The organism is Micromonospora sp. Llam0, from assembly GCF_003751085.1.
In the GTDB taxonomy this organism is placed as follows: Bacteria; Actinomycetota; Actinomycetes; order Mycobacteriales; family Micromonosporaceae; genus Micromonospora_E.
This window is the reverse complement of the sequence record NZ_RJJY01000001.1, coordinates 2214254-2230087: the sequence shown is the minus strand read 5'-3', so window position 1 is coordinate 2230087 and position 15834 is coordinate 2214254. Positions and strand designations below refer to the sequence as shown.

At 72.2% G+C, this 15834-nt stretch carries 12 protein-coding genes; 6 read left to right on the top strand and 6 right to left on the bottom strand.

The genetic code is table 11. From position 1 onward, the window contains the following. Positions 1 to 21: 21 nt before the first annotated feature. On the top strand, positions 22 to 387 hold the full coding sequence (locus EDC02_RS10105; RefSeq protein ID WP_123601709.1) for a nuclear transport factor 2 family protein: 366 nt from the start codon (positions 22 to 24) through the stop codon (positions 385 to 387). A 247-nt stretch (positions 388 to 634) separates the two neighbouring features. Here the strand turns inward: EDC02_RS10105 and EDC02_RS10100 are convergent, their stop codons facing one another. Beyond that, complete coding sequence (locus tag EDC02_RS10100; protein WP_123601708.1) at positions 635 to 2014, bottom strand: helix-turn-helix domain-containing protein; 1380 nt, start codon at positions 2012 to 2014, stop codon at positions 635 to 637. A gap of 670 nt (positions 2015 to 2684) precedes the next feature. Then, positions 2685 to 4145: an Nramp family divalent metal transporter gene (locus tag EDC02_RS10095; RefSeq protein WP_123601707.1), complete on the bottom strand. Its 1461-nt coding sequence runs from the start codon at positions 4143 to 4145 to the stop codon at positions 2685 to 2687. Positions 4146 to 4338: 193 nt separating this feature from the next. Here EDC02_RS10095 and EDC02_RS10090 point away from each other — a divergent pair, with 193 nt between their 5' ends. Next, the gene (locus tag EDC02_RS10090) at positions 4339 to 5367 is read left to right on the top strand and encodes a hypothetical protein (protein WP_158632119.1); all 1029 of its coding nucleotides are present in this window, start codon (positions 4339 to 4341) and stop codon (positions 5365 to 5367) included. 66 nt (positions 5368 to 5433) lie between these two features. Beyond that, positions 5434 to 6429: a hypothetical protein gene (locus tag EDC02_RS10085; RefSeq protein WP_148083386.1), complete on the top strand. Its 996-nt coding sequence runs from the start codon at positions 5434 to 5436 to the stop codon at positions 6427 to 6429. Here EDC02_RS10085 and EDC02_RS10080 read toward each other — a convergent pair. From EDC02_RS10080 to EDC02_RS10065, 4 genes are read right to left on the bottom strand one after another with little or no spacing between them, the layout of a single operon-like run. Next, on the bottom strand, positions 6407 to 7726 hold the full coding sequence (locus EDC02_RS10080; protein ID WP_233605844.1) for an adenylosuccinate synthetase: 1320 nt from the start codon (positions 7724 to 7726) through the stop codon (positions 6407 to 6409). The two genes, EDC02_RS10085 and EDC02_RS10080, sit on opposite strands and share 23 nt — an antisense overlap. Then, positions 7723 to 8691 carry a hypothetical protein gene (locus tag EDC02_RS10075; RefSeq protein ID WP_233605843.1) on the bottom strand — a complete coding sequence of 323 codons (969 nt, stop codon included), beginning with the start codon at positions 8689 to 8691 and terminating at the stop codon, positions 7723 to 7725. Before EDC02_RS10075 ends, EDC02_RS10080 begins: the two co-directional genes overlap by 4 nt. A gap of 28 nt (positions 8692 to 8719) precedes the next feature. After that, complete coding sequence (locus tag EDC02_RS10070) at positions 8720 to 9730, bottom strand: serine/threonine protein kinase (RefSeq protein ID WP_123601704.1); 1011 nt, start codon at positions 9728 to 9730, stop codon at positions 8720 to 8722. Further along, positions 9727 to 10545, bottom strand: a complete 819-nt coding sequence (locus EDC02_RS10065) for an NUDIX domain-containing protein (protein WP_123601703.1) — start codon at positions 10543 to 10545, stop codon at positions 9727 to 9729. The genes EDC02_RS10070 and EDC02_RS10065 overlap by 4 nt, the downstream gene beginning before the upstream one ends. Before the next feature lie 221 nt (positions 10546 to 10766). Between EDC02_RS10065 and EDC02_RS10060 the strand changes: the two genes are divergently transcribed. From EDC02_RS10060 to EDC02_RS10050, 3 genes are read left to right on the top strand one after another with little or no spacing between them, the layout of a single operon-like run. After that, positions 10767 to 12509, top strand: coding sequence for an ABC transporter ATP-binding protein (locus tag EDC02_RS10060; protein WP_233605842.1), 1743 nt, complete (start codon positions 10767 to 10769; stop codon positions 12507 to 12509). Beyond that, positions 12506 to 14305 (top strand): ABC transporter ATP-binding protein, encoded by a 1800-nt coding sequence (locus EDC02_RS10055; protein WP_123601702.1) that lies wholly within the window; start codon positions 12506 to 12508, stop codon positions 14303 to 14305. The genes EDC02_RS10060 and EDC02_RS10055 overlap by 4 nt, the downstream gene beginning before the upstream one ends. A gap of 46 nt (positions 14306 to 14351) precedes the next feature. Then, positions 14352 to 15788 carry a cellulase family glycosylhydrolase gene (locus tag EDC02_RS10050; RefSeq protein WP_123601701.1) on the top strand — a complete coding sequence of 479 codons (1437 nt, stop codon included), beginning with the start codon at positions 14352 to 14354 and terminating at the stop codon, positions 15786 to 15788. Positions 15789 to 15834 lie beyond the last annotated feature (46 nt).

Here is a 15834-nt window from a genome sequence, read left to right as displayed (position 1 = left end):
GGAGGCCCGATCGTTTGGTGCATGGAGATGGAACCCCACGAAGGAACCGTTGTGACCTGGGAAGAGTTGCCGACCGCCGTCGCGGCGTACCTCCCGGCCCATCAAGCCCGGGACGCCGAGACCGCCGTCCGCGCGTTCGCCGCGAACGCCGAGGTGACTGACGAAGGCCGGACCTACCGAGGTCTGGACGAGATCCGGACATGGCTGACCAAAGGCGGTAGCGGATACACGTACACCACGGATTTCGTCAGTGCTCACCGTATCGGTGATACCCACGTCGACGTGGTGCAGCATCTGGAGGGAAACTTCCCGGGCGGCTCAGTGGACCTGCACTACAGGTTCGACCTGGAAGGCGCCGCTATCACCCGGCTCACCATCGAACCGTAGCTGCGGCGTTCCGCCGGGTCGGGTGTGGCAGGAGATCTGTCGTTGATCCACTGCGCGTCATCAACGCGACACGCCTGTGACGGGTTTGCTGGGGCGTATCGGATCCTGCGCCGGACCGGAGGCCTCAGCCACCGCCGGACGGCACCGACGGCCGGCCGTCGAAGCCCTGCTGCACGACCAGTGCGGAGATCCGCCCACGGCCTTCGGCGTCGGCGGATCGGTTGACCTGTCGCGTCGGGCCGGGCGGTCAGGCGTCGACCCCGACGCGGGCGGCGAAGGCACGCAGGTCCGGAAGAGATCGCTGGCGGTTGCTCGACAGCAGGTCGACGGTCAACCGCTGGGCCCAGGGTCGGTAGCGGACCTCCTGCGGCGCGGTCTGCTCAGCGGCGAGCAACGCCCGGTACGCCTCGGCGTTCGCGCCCCGGCCGTGCAACGCCAGCGCGGTGTCCTGCCAGTAGCGGGCCCGACGCTCCACGGTGCCCAACTGCTGCGGGGTGATGGCGCGGGCGCATTCGACCGCCGCGCCGAAGTCACCCAGCACTCGGCAGACCCCGATCCGGTACAACGCGACATCGACGCTGCCGAAGGAGGGCTTCAGGTCCGCTCGCCGGGTGGCCTCGTCCGCCTCGGCGAGCAGATCCAGTGCGGTGTCGCGCCGGTCGGCGAGTGCGGCCGTGTAGGCGGCGGTGGCGAGCAGTCGTCCGTACGCGGTGACGTCATCGCGTTGCCGCAGCCCGGTCGTGGTGTCGAGCGTCGCCGCGCCGGTGAGCACGACCTCCTGCGCGGTGTCGCGGTGCCGGGTCCGGCGGAGCACGATCGCGGTGATCCGGGCATGTTCGGCCTGCAGCAGCGGGTCCCCGCAGGCCCGCGCCGTCTGACCGGCCCGGTCCATGATCGACCAGGACATGCCGTCCTCGTGCAGTTTGATCAACACCTGTGCGGTGAGGTGGTACGCCCGGGTCGCCAGGGCGGTGGCGGCACATCGTCGGTCGTCGGCGGCGTTCGCGGTAACGGTCGCCGCGCCGGTGACCAGCTGCGGTAGGCGGGTGGCGAGTCGCGCGTACCGACACGCCTGAAGGTCCGCCGACGCGGCGGCCAGCGTGGCGCGCAGCTCGACCGGGCCGACAGGTGGGGTGGTGCTCGGATCCGCGCCGAGGAGCAGGCCCGACAGCCCGGCCGCCAGCTGCGGTGGGCGGCTGGTGGCGTGGCCGGCAGAGCCCGGGCCCGTGGGGATGGCCGCACCGGCGAGCCCCGCCAGTCCGCCCAGTACCGCGCGCCGTCGGATCACGTCCTCTCCCGTCTCAGGCCAGGATCGGCTACCGCGAAGCCTAACGATCGAAGTGGACCCGTGGTGGCTGGCCGATGTGCCAGAGTTGGTCAAGCCGAACAGCTCCGGTGGAATGTCGAACACGTCGGCGAGCCGGCGTAGGGTGGACACGTCGGTCAGGCGCTGCCGGCCGCGTTCTATCCGCGACAGGCTCGCCGCGGAGTAACCGCAGCGTCGTCCGGCCTCCGCGAGGGTCAGCCGGGCGGCCGTGCGGGCCAGCCGGATCAGGTTGCCGTAGTCGCCGGCTGCCGCCGCCCGACGCGTCTCGGGAAGGCCGGCCCACCGGCGGTCGCCGCTCATCGCAGTCTCCCACCATGGTCACGCTCGGTATTGCCTCCACTGTGCAACGGGCGCGCCAGCGCCTGCAAAGCGCTTGCGTATCCGGTAACGGGGCGTGTCGGCGCTACCTGGTCCCTGCTGTCCTGGAAGGGCGGCGGTGATGGCGCCGGACGGCGGGTGAGGAGCGCAGACAATGGACCAACCGGATCAAGGTCGACCTGGCGTTCGCCGGGCCGCTGTCGTCAATCGGACACTTGGCGTAGGCCTGTTCGGCGTCGTGGCGATCGTCGTCATCATGCTCGTGGCAGGTGGCTCCGGGCGCTCGGCTGCGGTGAGCGCGATCGGCGGGATCGTCGCCGCGCTGGCCGGCCTCGCCGCCGCGTACCTCCGTCAAGGATGAGCTGCACGTTGTAGATCAATCACTGATGGTGATTGTGGGGCGGTCCAGTGGGCGGAAACGGTCCGCGCGGTCCATGCGCGTTCCGTCGCTCTCGGTACGGTAAGCGCCGCATTGGTCGGCCTACTGCTGCTGGCCGGCTACCTCTGCTGGCCGGCGGTTCAGGCGTTCCTGCCCATCTAGGTCGCAAGGAGTTCATCGTGGCGGATGCCGCTGCCCTCAAGACGGTCAATGAACGGCCCTGAAGAGGCCGAGCCCTTCCGGCGACCATGCCGCCCCCTTGGCCGGGCCTCGTTATCCGATCCGGAATCCGACCAGGCTCAGCAGGTAGACGACGGCGAAGGCGCCGAAGAACAACCCGGCGGCGCCGAGCGCCACCTGGCTGATCCGCGACGGCCGTACCTGGGCGGGGAGCCGCCGGTTGACGTACAGGGTGAGGCCGACCACGACCGGGGTGTGCGCGGCGGCGATGATCCCGCCGACCGACAGGATGTCGACCGGGTTGCGGACCAGCAGGAACAGCACCAGCGGGGCGAGAGTCATGGCGACCGCGACGTACGTCAGGTAGACCGCCCGTGGGCGGCTGATCAGCCGAGCCACCCGGCCGGCTGATTCCCGGCCACCCGCGGGTTCGTCGTCAGCCGGCCCGCTGTCGCGCCGGCCGTCGGCGACCAGCCGGGTGGCGTCGGCGTAGGTGCGCGCCCAGCCGTCCTGGTTGGCGAAGACGGTGCCCCAGAGTGCGACCACCACACAGGTCAGCAGCAGCACCTCACCGAAGGTGCCCCACAGGTCGCCGAGCAGGGCGGTCAGGTCGCGGGCGACGTCGACCCCGTCGGGTACCCGCCCCTGCGGGGCGAGCAGCTCGGCGCCAAGTACCAGGAAGGAGACGATGACCAGCCCACCGCCGACGACGCCGAGCGCAGCGGTCCGACTCATCGTCCGGGTCCAGGCGCGTACCCGGTCGATCCGTTCGTCGCGGTCGATCCGCTCACCCGGACGCTCGCTGTCCTTGCCCCCGTCGTGCTCGGCCCCGTCGTTCTCGGTCTCGCCTGCGGACGAGGACGGGTCGGCGGGCCCACCGAAGCCGCGCGCCGCGACCCAGTAGGAGAACCACATGATGCCGACGGCCCCGGCCAGGATGAACCCGACCCAGGGCAGGACGGAGTACAGGTCGAGGTCGTCCGGCACGCCCGGCACCAGGCCCGTCGCGATGTCGCCGCTGACCGTGCTGGCCGCTGCGGTGACGGCTGCGCCGACCAGCACCAGGGCCATCACCACGGTGATCCGTTCCACGCCCCGGTACCGGCCGGCCAGCACCAGCGTCCCGGAGCCGAGGATGACCACGCTGGCGTAGACCGCCTGTCCGCCGGGCAGCGCCACCATGAGCGCGCTGCCGACCAGGGCGGCGATGCCGGCGATGGTGACCACCCCGGCGACGACCTGCGGTACGAAGATCACCCAGATCGCCCAGTTGGCCGGCCCCGGAACGTCGCGGAAGCCGTCGAGCAGGGTACGGCCGGTGGCCACGCTGTAGCGGCCAGCCTCCCGAATCATGATCCACATGAGGACGGTCACGACCAGCGCCAGCCACAGCAGTTCGTAGCCGTACCGCGCGCCGATCCGGGGAGTGAACAGCACCGAGCCGGAGCCAACCGACGACACCATCCACAGCAGGCCGGGCCCGTACCACCGGAGCTGGCCACGGCCGGACGGGATGGGGGTGGGCTGTTGACGCAGGCGAAAGGCGGTCGGCACGGTGAGCTTCCTAAGGTCGTCTTCGAGCGGAGCAGCCGGACCTCTGCGGATCTACCCAGTTACCCGTCGGCGATACCTAGGTGACGGACGTTCGTCGACACGCCGGCTGCCCAGGCCCAGCCTCCCCGACGATCATGTGTGCCCATGGTAGTCAGATGGTGGCTTTGCGTCTTGACGGATTGGTAGGTGGGCAATGACAGGCAGCAGGCGGTGGTGTCCGGACCCCCGGTCGGGCGTCCGCTCCGGCCACACTCGGCGACTGTTGTCGGCTGCGGCCGGGGTAGCGCTGGCCGTGGTGATGACCAGCGGCGCGGCGGCGGCACCAGCCTCCGGGAGCGACGTCGGTGCCGCCATCACCACCCGGGTGTTCGACCGGGCCACCGGGGAGCCGGTCAAGGGTGTCTGTGTGCTGGCCATGCCGGTGCCGACGTTCAGCCTGCCGAACGCGTGCCCGGCCCGCAGCGGCGGTGGTGGTCGGGTGACCGTCGACGTGCCGGGGCCGGGGCAGTACAACCTGTTCGCCCTGCCGAAGCTGGACAGCCCGTACGGTGCCCAGTGGGTGGGCCCGGACGGCGGCACCGGCCGGCAGCAGGACGCCCGGCGGGTCACCCTCGCCGCCGGCGAGACGAAACGGGTCGCGCAGATCCTGCTGGATCCGCGCGCCACGATCAGCGGCGTGGTCGACCACTGGGCCGGGGACCCCACGGGGCTGGTCTCCGTCGCGCCGATCCAGCTGGACGTGCACCGGGAGCAGCGATCGGTACCGGTCGACGTCGACGGTACCTTCGAGCTCGACTGGGTCGGCCCGTACGAGTGGCCGGTGCTGTACCGGCCGCAGGGCGGCCCGGCACAGTGGAGCGGGCGGGTCGGCAACCGGTTGATCGCCGAGGTGGTTCCGGCGGTCGTCGGCGGCTCGGCCGAACCGTACACGTTCCGTACTCTGCGGTTCAGGGGAGCCGGAATTCGAGTCCAGGTAGCCAGCTTCTCGATCGGCTCGCCGGGGCGGGTGGTCCTCTACAACAGCGCTACCGGGGACGTCATGGGGGTCGGTGAGTTCGATGAGTCGGACAACTCGGCCGGAGCGACCATCATCGGTGGACAGCAGGTCAGGATCGAGTGCCAATGCCCTGACGGGACACGTTGGTACGGTGGTACCAGCTTCGCCGACGCCACGCCGGTCGTTGCCGCCTACTACGCCGGCATCAACATCGACATGCGGTAGGGGAGAGTCGACATGGCAGGCAGCGGCAGGGGATCGTCTGTTCAGGTGCACGGCCGGCACGATCAGGTGACAGCCTGGTTCCGGATGGCGGGTGTGGCGGTAGCGATCGCCGCCCTCGTCGTCACCATGGTCGGCGGGCCGCCGGCGCGCGCCGCCAATGCACAGTCGACCGAGGCGTACATCAAGACCTGGGTGTACGCCCGCGACACCGGACTGCCGATGAAGGGCGTCTGCCTCTTCGCCGTCCCCGCGCGCGGCACCTTCAACTTGCAGGAGCTCTGCAGGTCGTCGACCGGGCTGGGACGGGTCACTGTGACGGTGCCGGTACCGGGCTCGTACAACCTCTTCGCGCGTGCGCCTGGCTACACCGGGTACGGGTCGCAGTGGGTGGGGCCGTCCGGCGGCACCGGGACGCAACAGTCGGCTCGGCAGATCACCGTGTCGGTGCCGGGTGAGACCAAGACGGCGCCGACGATCTTCATCGACCGAAGCGGATCGATTCGGGGGAAGCTCCCGGCTCCGGATCCGGCCCTGCCTCCGGGACAGCGTGGCACTGTCGGGATCGCCGCCCTGGAGCCCGAGTATCGGCTGCCGTCCATGTCCAGCCCGATCTACTACGACGGCAGCTTCAATATCAACTGGCTCGGCCCGTACGAGTGGCCGCTGCTGTTCCGGATCCCGGGACATGCAGACCAGTGGAGCGGGGGTGGCGGCAACCGGCTGCGGGCTGATCTGATCCAGGCCACCGTACCAAGCGGTTCGCCTATCGACTTCACTGTCAAGCGCGGTGTGTCCGCCATCGTCAATTTTCCTGACCCGCCGGCGGGCTCGGACAACCGGGTGGTGCTGCGCAACGTGGCCACCGGCGAATCCATGGGCGTCGGCTCGTTGGGCTCCGGCTCCAAGGTGCGGATCCGGGTCGTCCTCGGGCAGCAGGTCAAGATCCAGTGTCTGTGTGGCGGCACCACCAGCTGGCATGGCGGCACCGACTTCGACAGCGCGACGCCAGTGGTGATCACCGGCGGCGGGCCTACCGAGGTCACCTTCCTGCCGCCGCAGTGAGCCGGGCGACCTTGTCGGCAGCGCGACGGGCGACCTTGTCGGCGGCCGTCGGGCCGTGCGAGGTCAACCGCACCGGTACGCCGAGTGCCGCCTCGACCGCCGCCACCCAGCCGTCCGGGTCCGGCTCCGGGTCGGCGGTGTACCGGGGTCGGCTGGCGAGCAGCTTTGCGGTCAGCGCCGCTTGGCGGTCCAGGTCACCGGGCGGGCCGACCGGCAGCCGGTCGGTCCAGTCGTAGCCGTCGCACAGCCGCAGCCGGTACTGTCCGACCAGGTCCAGATGGGTCAACGCGAGGGCGTCGACCCCGCCGGTGACGTCCAGCGCGTACCGGTGGGCGACGGCGTCGAAGTGGCCGAACCGGAACCGTCCCTGCCAGGCGTTGGTGCCGTTGTGCCGCTCCTCCGGCCGCAGCGCCGGGTCCTCGGTGACCAGCGGGCCGGGCCCGTGCCGGGGAGTCACCACCCGCAGCACCCCGAGCCGGGTCACCGCACCCGGCAGACCCGCCTCGGCCAGCAGCGTGTCGACGTTGCCGAACGTCGTGGTGCTCCACGTGGTGTACGGGTGGAAGCCGTGCCACTCGTCGAGCAGCACCCCCTGGGCGCCTTCGAAGACGACCGGTCCGGCGCGCAGCAGCCGGGTCGTCCACGAGCCGTCGACGATCGCGACCCGCCGCGCGAAGGCGGTGAACGCGGTGACGGTGTCGGCCACCGGCGGGGCGTCCAACGGCCCCAACTCGGCGGTGAGCCGGTCTCGCAGCAATCTCAGCCGGTGCCGCAGCAGGCCTTCGTCGAGGCAGTCGCCGACCCGGGGCGCGGTGTCGGGGTGGGCGAGAGCGTACGACATGCTCTCACCCACCCCCATCCCGCAGGAGCCGTGCCGGTCGGCTCCGCGGGCGATCTCCCGGGCCTGGTTCGCGGCCCGGTGGTACGGGGTGGCCAGCAGCGCCTCACGGTCGACGGTCACCCGGTCCAGTGCGTCGGGCACCCCGATCCCGGCCAGGTGCGTCGCCTCGCCGGCCAACGCCAGCGGGTCGACGACCACGAACCGGGACAGGTGCGTCGGTACGCCGTGGAAGGTGCCGGCGCCGAACTGGGCGAAGGTGTGGGTCCGGCCGTCGGGCAGGACGACGTTGTGCGCCGCCTGCCCGCCCCCGTTGAACCGGATGACCGCGTCGACCGGCCCGCTCGCGCACAACCAGTCGACGACGGTGCCCTTGCCGGCGTCGCCGTAGCCGAGGTCGACCACGGCGACGTGCCGGCCGGTCCCGTCCCCGGCCACGCTGCTGGCCACCGGGTTCACAGCCGGGTCACCTGGTCGGCGTGGCCCGAGGCGGCCGGCAGGGTGCCGCGTACCGCCGGGCTGCGGTCGGCGCCGATCCGGGCCAGCGCCCGCGACACGGTGGTGGCGGCGTCGCCGGCGCCGACGTCGCGCAGGTCGGCCAGGGCGGTGTCGAGGTCGCAGGCCTCTTCGCCGAGCGCCACGGTGGTGGCGATGGTCTCGCAGACCGCGTCCAGGTCGTCGAGTTCGACCGCGTTCTGCCCCAGCAGGTCCCGCCAGAAGTCGAGGATGCGGCGGTTGCCGGCGTAGTGGCTGCCGGCCGGCATCAGGTAGTAGGTGTCCCACCGGCGACGGACCTCGTCGACGATGGCGCGCAGCGGGACGTCCTCGTCGAGGTCGTCCCCGATGATCTTCCGGACCTCGCGGGCCTTGACCTTGGGGTACGCCATCTCGTCGCCGATGACGAACAGGTAGCCGCGCTTGCCGCGCCGCTGGTGGCAGTCGATCGACGTGTGCCGGGCCATGAAGTACATGGCCAGTTCGTACGACTCCATCATCTGCCCGCCGCCACCGCCTTCGAGCACGATGTTGCCCAGGTGGTCGTCCATCCGGTTGTCCGACTCGAACTGGCCGATCTGCAGCGGCACCCGGTCGCAGGTCGCGTCGCCGATCGCACCGAACAGGATCTGCGGGTCGGTGACGTAGCCCTTGCGCAGCAGCAGGCCGAGCAGCTGCGGCAGTTTCTGCTGCAGCGTCCGGGGCACGCCGCCCATCGATCCGGTGACGTCGAACAGGACGGCGACAGCCAGCGACTGCGGGTGTTCGGTCGAGTCGCGGCTCTCCCGGGCGGCGACGCCGCCCGGGTCGAGGGTCGGGTGGACGGTGCGGGCGCCGCCGTCGCTGTAGGCGAACGCGCTGGCGCCGGTGGCCTTGCGGTAGGCGCTCGCGGCGCGGTAGACGTCAGTTGACCAGGCTCCACTGCCCATGTCGGGGCTCCTTCGAAGCGGGTGATTCTTAACGGTGATTGGGGTCGGGGATGGTGAACGGCCGGAACCGGCGGCGGCCGTATAGCCGTTCGAGCAGGTCGTCGAACTCGGCGAGCAGCCGCCACGCGTCGTCGGGCCGCTGCCGCAGCGCGGCCAGCTGGCAGCCGGCGGTGAACCGGCGCATCGGCTCCGGTGCCCGGCCACCGGTCAGCCAGTCCAGGCAGCGGGCGGCCATCGCGAGGTCGGTGCCGGGGCCGGGGCTGCGACGTCGGCGGATCTCGTCGGGATACCAGTCGGCGTACGCCGGGACCAGCGCCGGCACCGGCGTTGCGTCGATGCTGGCGTAGCACCAGTCGACCAGCACCACGCCGTGCTGGTCGGGCTCGATGAGGACGTGGTCGGGTAGCACCGCGCCGTGGACCAGCCCGGCGCGGTGGGCGAAGCCGAGCGCGACCAGCAGCCGCCGCCACATCCAGGCCGCGTCGCGGGCGTCGACCCCGTCCGGGTACGCCCGGCGGACCTCGGCGAGGCTGCGCAGCCCGGCGGCGGTCCCCAGCACGGTGACCTGCCGGACGGCGCCGGTGCCGGTGTCGCGGTGGCGGAACTCGTCCACCACCCGGGGCACGTACGGCAGGTAGCGGGCGTCGCCCCGCTCGGCGAGCCGGGCCAGCGCGGTCGCCTCCCGGGCGATCAGGTCGTTGTTGGCCGGGTCCCGGGGCACCTTGACCAGCCGGTCGTCGCCGTGCCGGTACAGGTCGGCGAGGTCGCCGGTGTAGCGGGCGGTTCGGTCCACGACGTACCGGTACCGTCCGGTGTCGATGGTGACGGTGTCCCGGCCGTCGGCGAGGTGCCGCCGCCACAGCTCGGTCAGCTGCAGGAACGCGGCGGTGGCGCGTCGGTCGGGTGCGGCCGCCCCGGCGGTGTCCGGGTGCAGCAGCCGGGCCAGCTGGTGGTAGCGCCGGGTCGCCTGGTCGGTGCCGAACACCTCGGTCGGGTGGCGGGCGGTCATGACGAGTGTGATCGCGTCGGTCACGGTCATCTGACCTCCTCCTCCCGGGCGGGGCGCAGCAGCGCCGGGTGCAGCAGTCGGGCGTCGCCGGCCCGGTAGATGCGCGACCGGGGCCCGCCGCGTGGGCCGCCGCGTTCGGTGGTGGCGCCGACGCTTTCCAGGAAGCCGGGCACGGACAGCACCTTGCGGTGGAAGTTGCCGGCGTGCAGTTCGACGCCCCAGACGGTCTGGTAGACGCTGCGCAGCTCGCTGATGGTGAACTCGTCGCCGACGAACCGGGTGGCCAGCGGGGTGTACTCGAGCTTGGCGCGGGCCCGGTCCAGGCCGTCGACGACGATCCGGGCGTGGTCGAAGGCGAGGCGACGGCTGGTGCCGGGTCGCTGCCGCACCGGTCGGCCCGGGTCGGCCCGTTCGGGCAGACCGAGCGCGTCCACCGGCACCCAGGCCGCTGCGGCGGCGTCGCTGCCGGCCGCCGGGTCGGGCAGCTCGGGAGCGAAGGCGAGGTACGCCACGGAGACGACCCGCATCCGGGGGTCCCGCTCGGGTGCGCCGTAGCTGGCCAGCTGCTCCAGGTGCACCCGGTCCATCGCGGTGGCCCGGCCGGGTCGGGTGTCCAGCCCGGTCTCCTCGGCCAGCTCCCGGGCGGCGGCGGTGAGCAGGTCCTCGTCGGGCTGGACGAAGCCGCCGGGCAGCGCCCAGGCCCCTTCGTGCGGCGGGGCGCCCCGCCGCACGAGCAGCGCATGCAGCTGTGCGTCGCGGATGGTCAGCGCCACCACGTCGACGGTGACGGCGACCGGTGGGAACGCCCGGGGGTCGTAGCTGGCGAGGAACTCGGCCTCCGACATCGCGATCCCTCTCGTTGTTAGAAAATCTCTAACTAAGAACAACTCAACCTGAGAAGAACCTACCTCATGGTGGACCGGATGTCACCCCCGACGTGGCGACCGTCATGTCCGGCGCCGGTGATCGGCGATGGGCCCCGGTCGTGGCTTAGGTTAGCCTCTGCTCACTGGTAGCCGGTCGGTGAGCCGGACCCGTCACCGACACCGCCGGAGAGAGACCTGCTGTGCCCGTACCCCGACCTGCCCCGCTGACCGCGGCCCGGCTGCTGTGGCGCACCCTGCGCCGGCACCGCGGCCGACTCACCGCCGGCGTCGTACTGCTCAGCCTGCACCAGGCGGCCGAGGCGGCGGTACCGCTGGCCATCGGACTGATCGTCGAGCAGGCCGTCGCGACCGGCGACTGGACCGCGCTCGCCGTCTCGGTCGCCGCACTGGCCGCTCTGTTCACCGTCCTCACCTTCGCCTGGCGGTTCGGCGCCCGGCTGACCGAGACCGCGGTCCACCGGGAGACCCACCAGCTCCGGGTGGAGGTCGCCGGGCGGGCACTCGACCCGCGCGGGCACCGCACCGGGCTGCGCTCCGGCGAGCTGCTCGCCATCGCCGCCGCCGACGCCGAACGGACCGCGTTGATCATCCGGGCGGCTACGGTCGCCGTCGCCGCTGTGGCGGCGCTGACGGTCTCGTCCGTGGTGCTGCTCACCATCGACGTGCCGCTCGGCCTCGGTGTCCTGCTCGGCGTGCCGGCGCTGGTGCTGGCCCTGCAGGCGCTCGCCCCGGTGGTCACCCGACGTACCGGCGCGCAGCAGGCCGCCGCCGGGGCGACCACCGCGCTCGCCACCGACCTGATCGACGGGCTACGCGCGCTGCGCGGGTTCGGCGCGCAGCACAACGCCGCCCGGCGCTACCGCGAGTCGAGCCGGCACACCCTCCAGGTGACCTTGCGGGCGACCACCATGGCCGGCGTCTACCAGGGGATCACGGCCGGCGCGAGCGGGCTGTTCCTGGCCGGCGTCGCGGGCGCGGCCGGCGCGATGGCCGTCCGGGGCCGGATCGGCGTCGGTGAGTTCATCACCGTGGTCGGTCTGGCCCAGTTCATCGCCGAGCCGGTCCGGGCCCTCGGCTTCTGTGGCCAGCTCGCCGCCGCTGTGCGGGCCTCGGCCGCGCGGGTCGCCCGGGTGCTCGCCGCACCGCCGGCCGTGCTGCCCGGTCAGCGTCCGGCGCCCCGGCCGCAGCCCGCGCGCCTGGCGCTGACCGGGGTCAGCTACCGCTCGCTGCGCGACGTCGACCTGCGGCTGGCAGCGGGGGAGCTGCTCGCAGTGGTGGCGTACGAGCCGCGCGACGCCGAAGCGCTGCTCGACCTGCTGCGCGGTGCCGTCCCCGCCGAGGACCACCGGGGAACGGTGGCGGTGGACGGCGTACCGGTCGCCGAGCTGACCCTCGACGGCCTGCGGGAACGTGTCCTGGTCGAACCGCACGACACGGCGCTGTTCGCCGGCACGCTGCGCAGCAACCTGCTGGTCCGGCCCGGCCAGGCAGCGGAAACGTTGCCGGCGGCGATCGGCGCCGCCAGCGCGGACGACATCGTCGCGGCGCATCCCGCCGGGCTCGACCATCCGGTCACCGACCGGGGCGCCAGTCTCTCCGGCGGCCAGCGGCAGCGGATCGGGCTGGCCCGGGCGCTGGCCGCCGACCCGCCGATCCTGGTGCTGCACGATCCGACGACGGCGGTCGACGCGACCACCGAGGAACGGCTGGCAGCCGGCCTGCGGGCGGCCCGCCACGGCCGTACGGTGGACCCGGCCGTCGCGGCCGAGGCCTGGGCCACGCTGGTGGTGACCAGCAGCCCGGCGCTGCTCAGCCGGGCCGACCGGGTCTGCGTCCTGGCCGCTGGTCGGGTGGTGGGCGCCGCGCCGCACCACGATCTCGTCCGGACCGATCCGACCTACCGCGCGGCGGTGCTGCGATGACCGACCCCGTCCGCGACCGGCTGCCGACCGCCACCGGCGGGCGCACCTGGGCGGTGCTCAGCGGGCAGCTGCGCCGCGCCGGTGCGCTGAGCGGATCCGCGCTGGTGACCGTCCTGGCGGCCAGCGCCAGTGGGCTGGTCGCACCCTGGGTGCTCGGCGTCATGGTCGACGACATCCGGGCCGGTGCCGGCACCGGGCAGGTGGTCCGTTCGGTGGTGCTGATCGTGCTCGCGGCCACCGTCGGCGCCGTACTGACCGGTCTCGGTGCCGCGCTGGTCGCCCGGACCGGCGAGACCGTGCTGGCCCGGCTGCGTGAACGGGTGCTCGACCGCGCCCTGCACCTGCCCGGTCCGACGCTGGACCGCACCGGCACCGGCGACCTGCTGGCCCGGGTCGGTGACGACGTGTCGGTGGTGACCCGGGTCATCACCGACACCGCGCCGGTCCTGGTGTCCGCGCTGCTGACCGTCGGGCTCACCGTCGCCGGACTGTTCGCGCTGGACTGGCGGCTCGGCCTGGCCGGGCTGACTGCGGTGCCGATGTACCTGCTGGCGCTGCGCTGGTACCTGCCCCGCTCGGGGCCGTACTACGCCCGGGAACGGGTGGTCACCGGGGAGCGGTCCCAGGCGATGATCGGTGCGCTGCGCGGCGCGGCGACGGTCCGCGCGTACCGGCTGGAGGCGGCGCACCTCACGGCGATCGAGCAGCGCTCGGCGGCGTCGCGCGACCTGTCGGTGTCCGTGCTGCGGATGTTCACCCGGTTCGGCTCCCGGCTCAACCGGGCCGAGTGTGTCGGGCTGACCTCGGTGCTGGTGGTCGGCTTCCTGCTGGTGCGGGCCGACCTGGTGACGGTCGGCGCGACCACGGCGGCGGCGCTGTACTTCCACCGGCTGTTCAATCCGCTCGGCGCGCTGGTCGCCGAGTTCGACCAGGTCCAGCAGGCCGGAGCCAGCCTGGCGCGACTGGTGGGGGTGGCCGATCTGCCCCCGGCGCCGGCCGCGACCGGACCGGTCGTGCCGGCCGACACCGGGATCGAGATCGACGGCGTCAGCCACCGGTACGACGACGGCCCGCTGGTGCTGCGCGACGTGACGCTGCGGGTCGAGCCGGGGCAACGGGTGGCGCTGGTCGGGGCCAGCGGCGCCGGCAAGAGCACCCTGGCCGGCGTGGTCGCCGGCCTGCTCCGGCCGACCGCGGGCACGGTCCGACTCGGCGGGGTGCCGGTCGCCGGGCCGGACCGTGCCGGTCACCCGGGCCTTGCCGGTCGGATCGCGCTGATCAGTCAGGACGTGCACGTGTTCGCCGGTCCGCTGACCGAGGACCTGCGGCTGGCCCGCGCCGACGCCACCACCGACGAGATCACCGGCGCGTTGGCCACGGTGGGCGCGCTCGGTTGGGTCCGGGCGTTGCCCGACGGCGTCGACAGCGTCGTCGGGGAGGGCGGTCACCAGCCGACCGCCGCCCAGGCGCAGCAGCTCGCCCTGGCCCGGCTGGTGCTGGGCGATCCGGACGTGGCGATCCTCGACGAGGCGACAGCGGAGGCGGGCAGCGCCGGGGCGCGGGACCTGGAACGGGCCGCGTTCGCCGCGACCGCCGGTCGGACCACCCTGATCGTCGCGCACCGGCTCACCCAGGCCCGGCAGGCCGACCGGATCGTGGTGCTCGACGCGGGCCGGGTGGTGGCCTCGGGTGCGCACGACGAGCTGATCGCCGCCGGCGGTGACTACCGGCGGCTGTGGGACAGCTGGACCGGTGGTCCCACCTCGACGGTTGACCTTACTGAAAATCTTGTTTAACGTCGCACGTCGATATGTTGTGCCCGCTGACCTGAGGGAGGGCGTCGTGCGTCGTTGGAGATTCGTCGTCGCAGTCGGAGGACTAGCGGCGGCCGTCGTCGGGGCGGTGGCCCTGCTCGCGCCGTCGGCCAGCGCCGCCACCGCGGCCTTCGTGAAGGTCAACGACTGGGGCAGTGGCTACGAGGGTAGGTTCACCGTCACCAACGACACGGCCGGCACCATCACCTCCTGGCAGGTGAGCTTCGACCTGCCGGCCGGCAGCCGGATCAGTTCGTCGTGGAACGCGCGGTCGGCCACCGTCGGTAGCCGGTACACGTTCGACAACGCCAGTTGGAACGGCACCATCGCGGCCGGCGGCAGCACGACGTTCGGGTTCATCGTCGTCGGCAGCGGAACCCCCGGCAACTGTACGGTCAACGGGGGCGACTGCGCCGGCGGGCCGGCGCCGACCACCCCGCCACCGACCACCGTGGCTCCGACCACCCCGCCGCCGACGACGGCTCCACCCACGACCCCGCCACCCACGACCCCGCCGCCGACCGGCACCACGCCGGTCGCGATCAACGGTCAGTTGCGGGTCTGCGGGGTCAACCTGTGCAACCAGCACGGCCACCCGATCCAGTTGCGCGGCATGAGCACGCACGGACTGCAGTGGTACGCCCACTGCCTCGACGACGCCTCGCTGGACACGCTCGCCACCGACTGGCGGGCCGACGTCCTGCGGATCTCGATGTACATCCAGGAGGACGGCTACGAGACCGATCCGCGCGGCTTCACCGACCGGGTGCACGGACTGATCGACGAGGCGACCGCCCGCGGCATGTACGCCATCGTCGACTGGCACATGCTGACCCCGGGTGACCCCAACTACAACCTGGACCGGGCCAAGACCTTCTTCGCCGAGATCGCCCAGCGGCACGCCGGCAAGCCGAACGTGCTCTACGAGATCGCCAATGAGCCGAACGGGGTCGACTGGGCCGGTATCAAGAGCTACGCCGAGCAGGTCATCCCGGTGATCAGGGCGGCCGACCCGGACGGCATCGTGCTGGTCGGCACTCGGGCCTGGTCGTCGCTGGGTGTGTCGGAAGGCGGCAGCGAGGCCGAGGTCATCGCCAATCCGGTGAACGCGACCAACATCATGTACACCTTCCACTTCTACGCCGGCTCGCACCACGACGCGTACCGGTCGGCGCTGTCGCGGGCGGCGGACCAGTTGCCGATGTTCGTCACCGAGTTCGGCATCCAGACCTACACCGGTGACGGAGCCAACGATCTGGTCAACGCCCAGTTGTGGATCGATCTGCTGGAATCACGCAAAATCAGCTGGGTGAACTGGAACTATTCCGACGACTTCCGGTCCGGGGCGGTCTTCCGTGGCGGTGTGTGTGGCAGTGGCTCCTACGCCGGCACCGCCCCGCTCAAGGAGGCGGGTGTCTGGATTCGGGAACGGATTCGCAGTGCGGACGACTTTCCGACCCGCTGAAAGCCGGCATTAGCCACCGAGCGGGAGTATTCGCGTCGATCGGTGG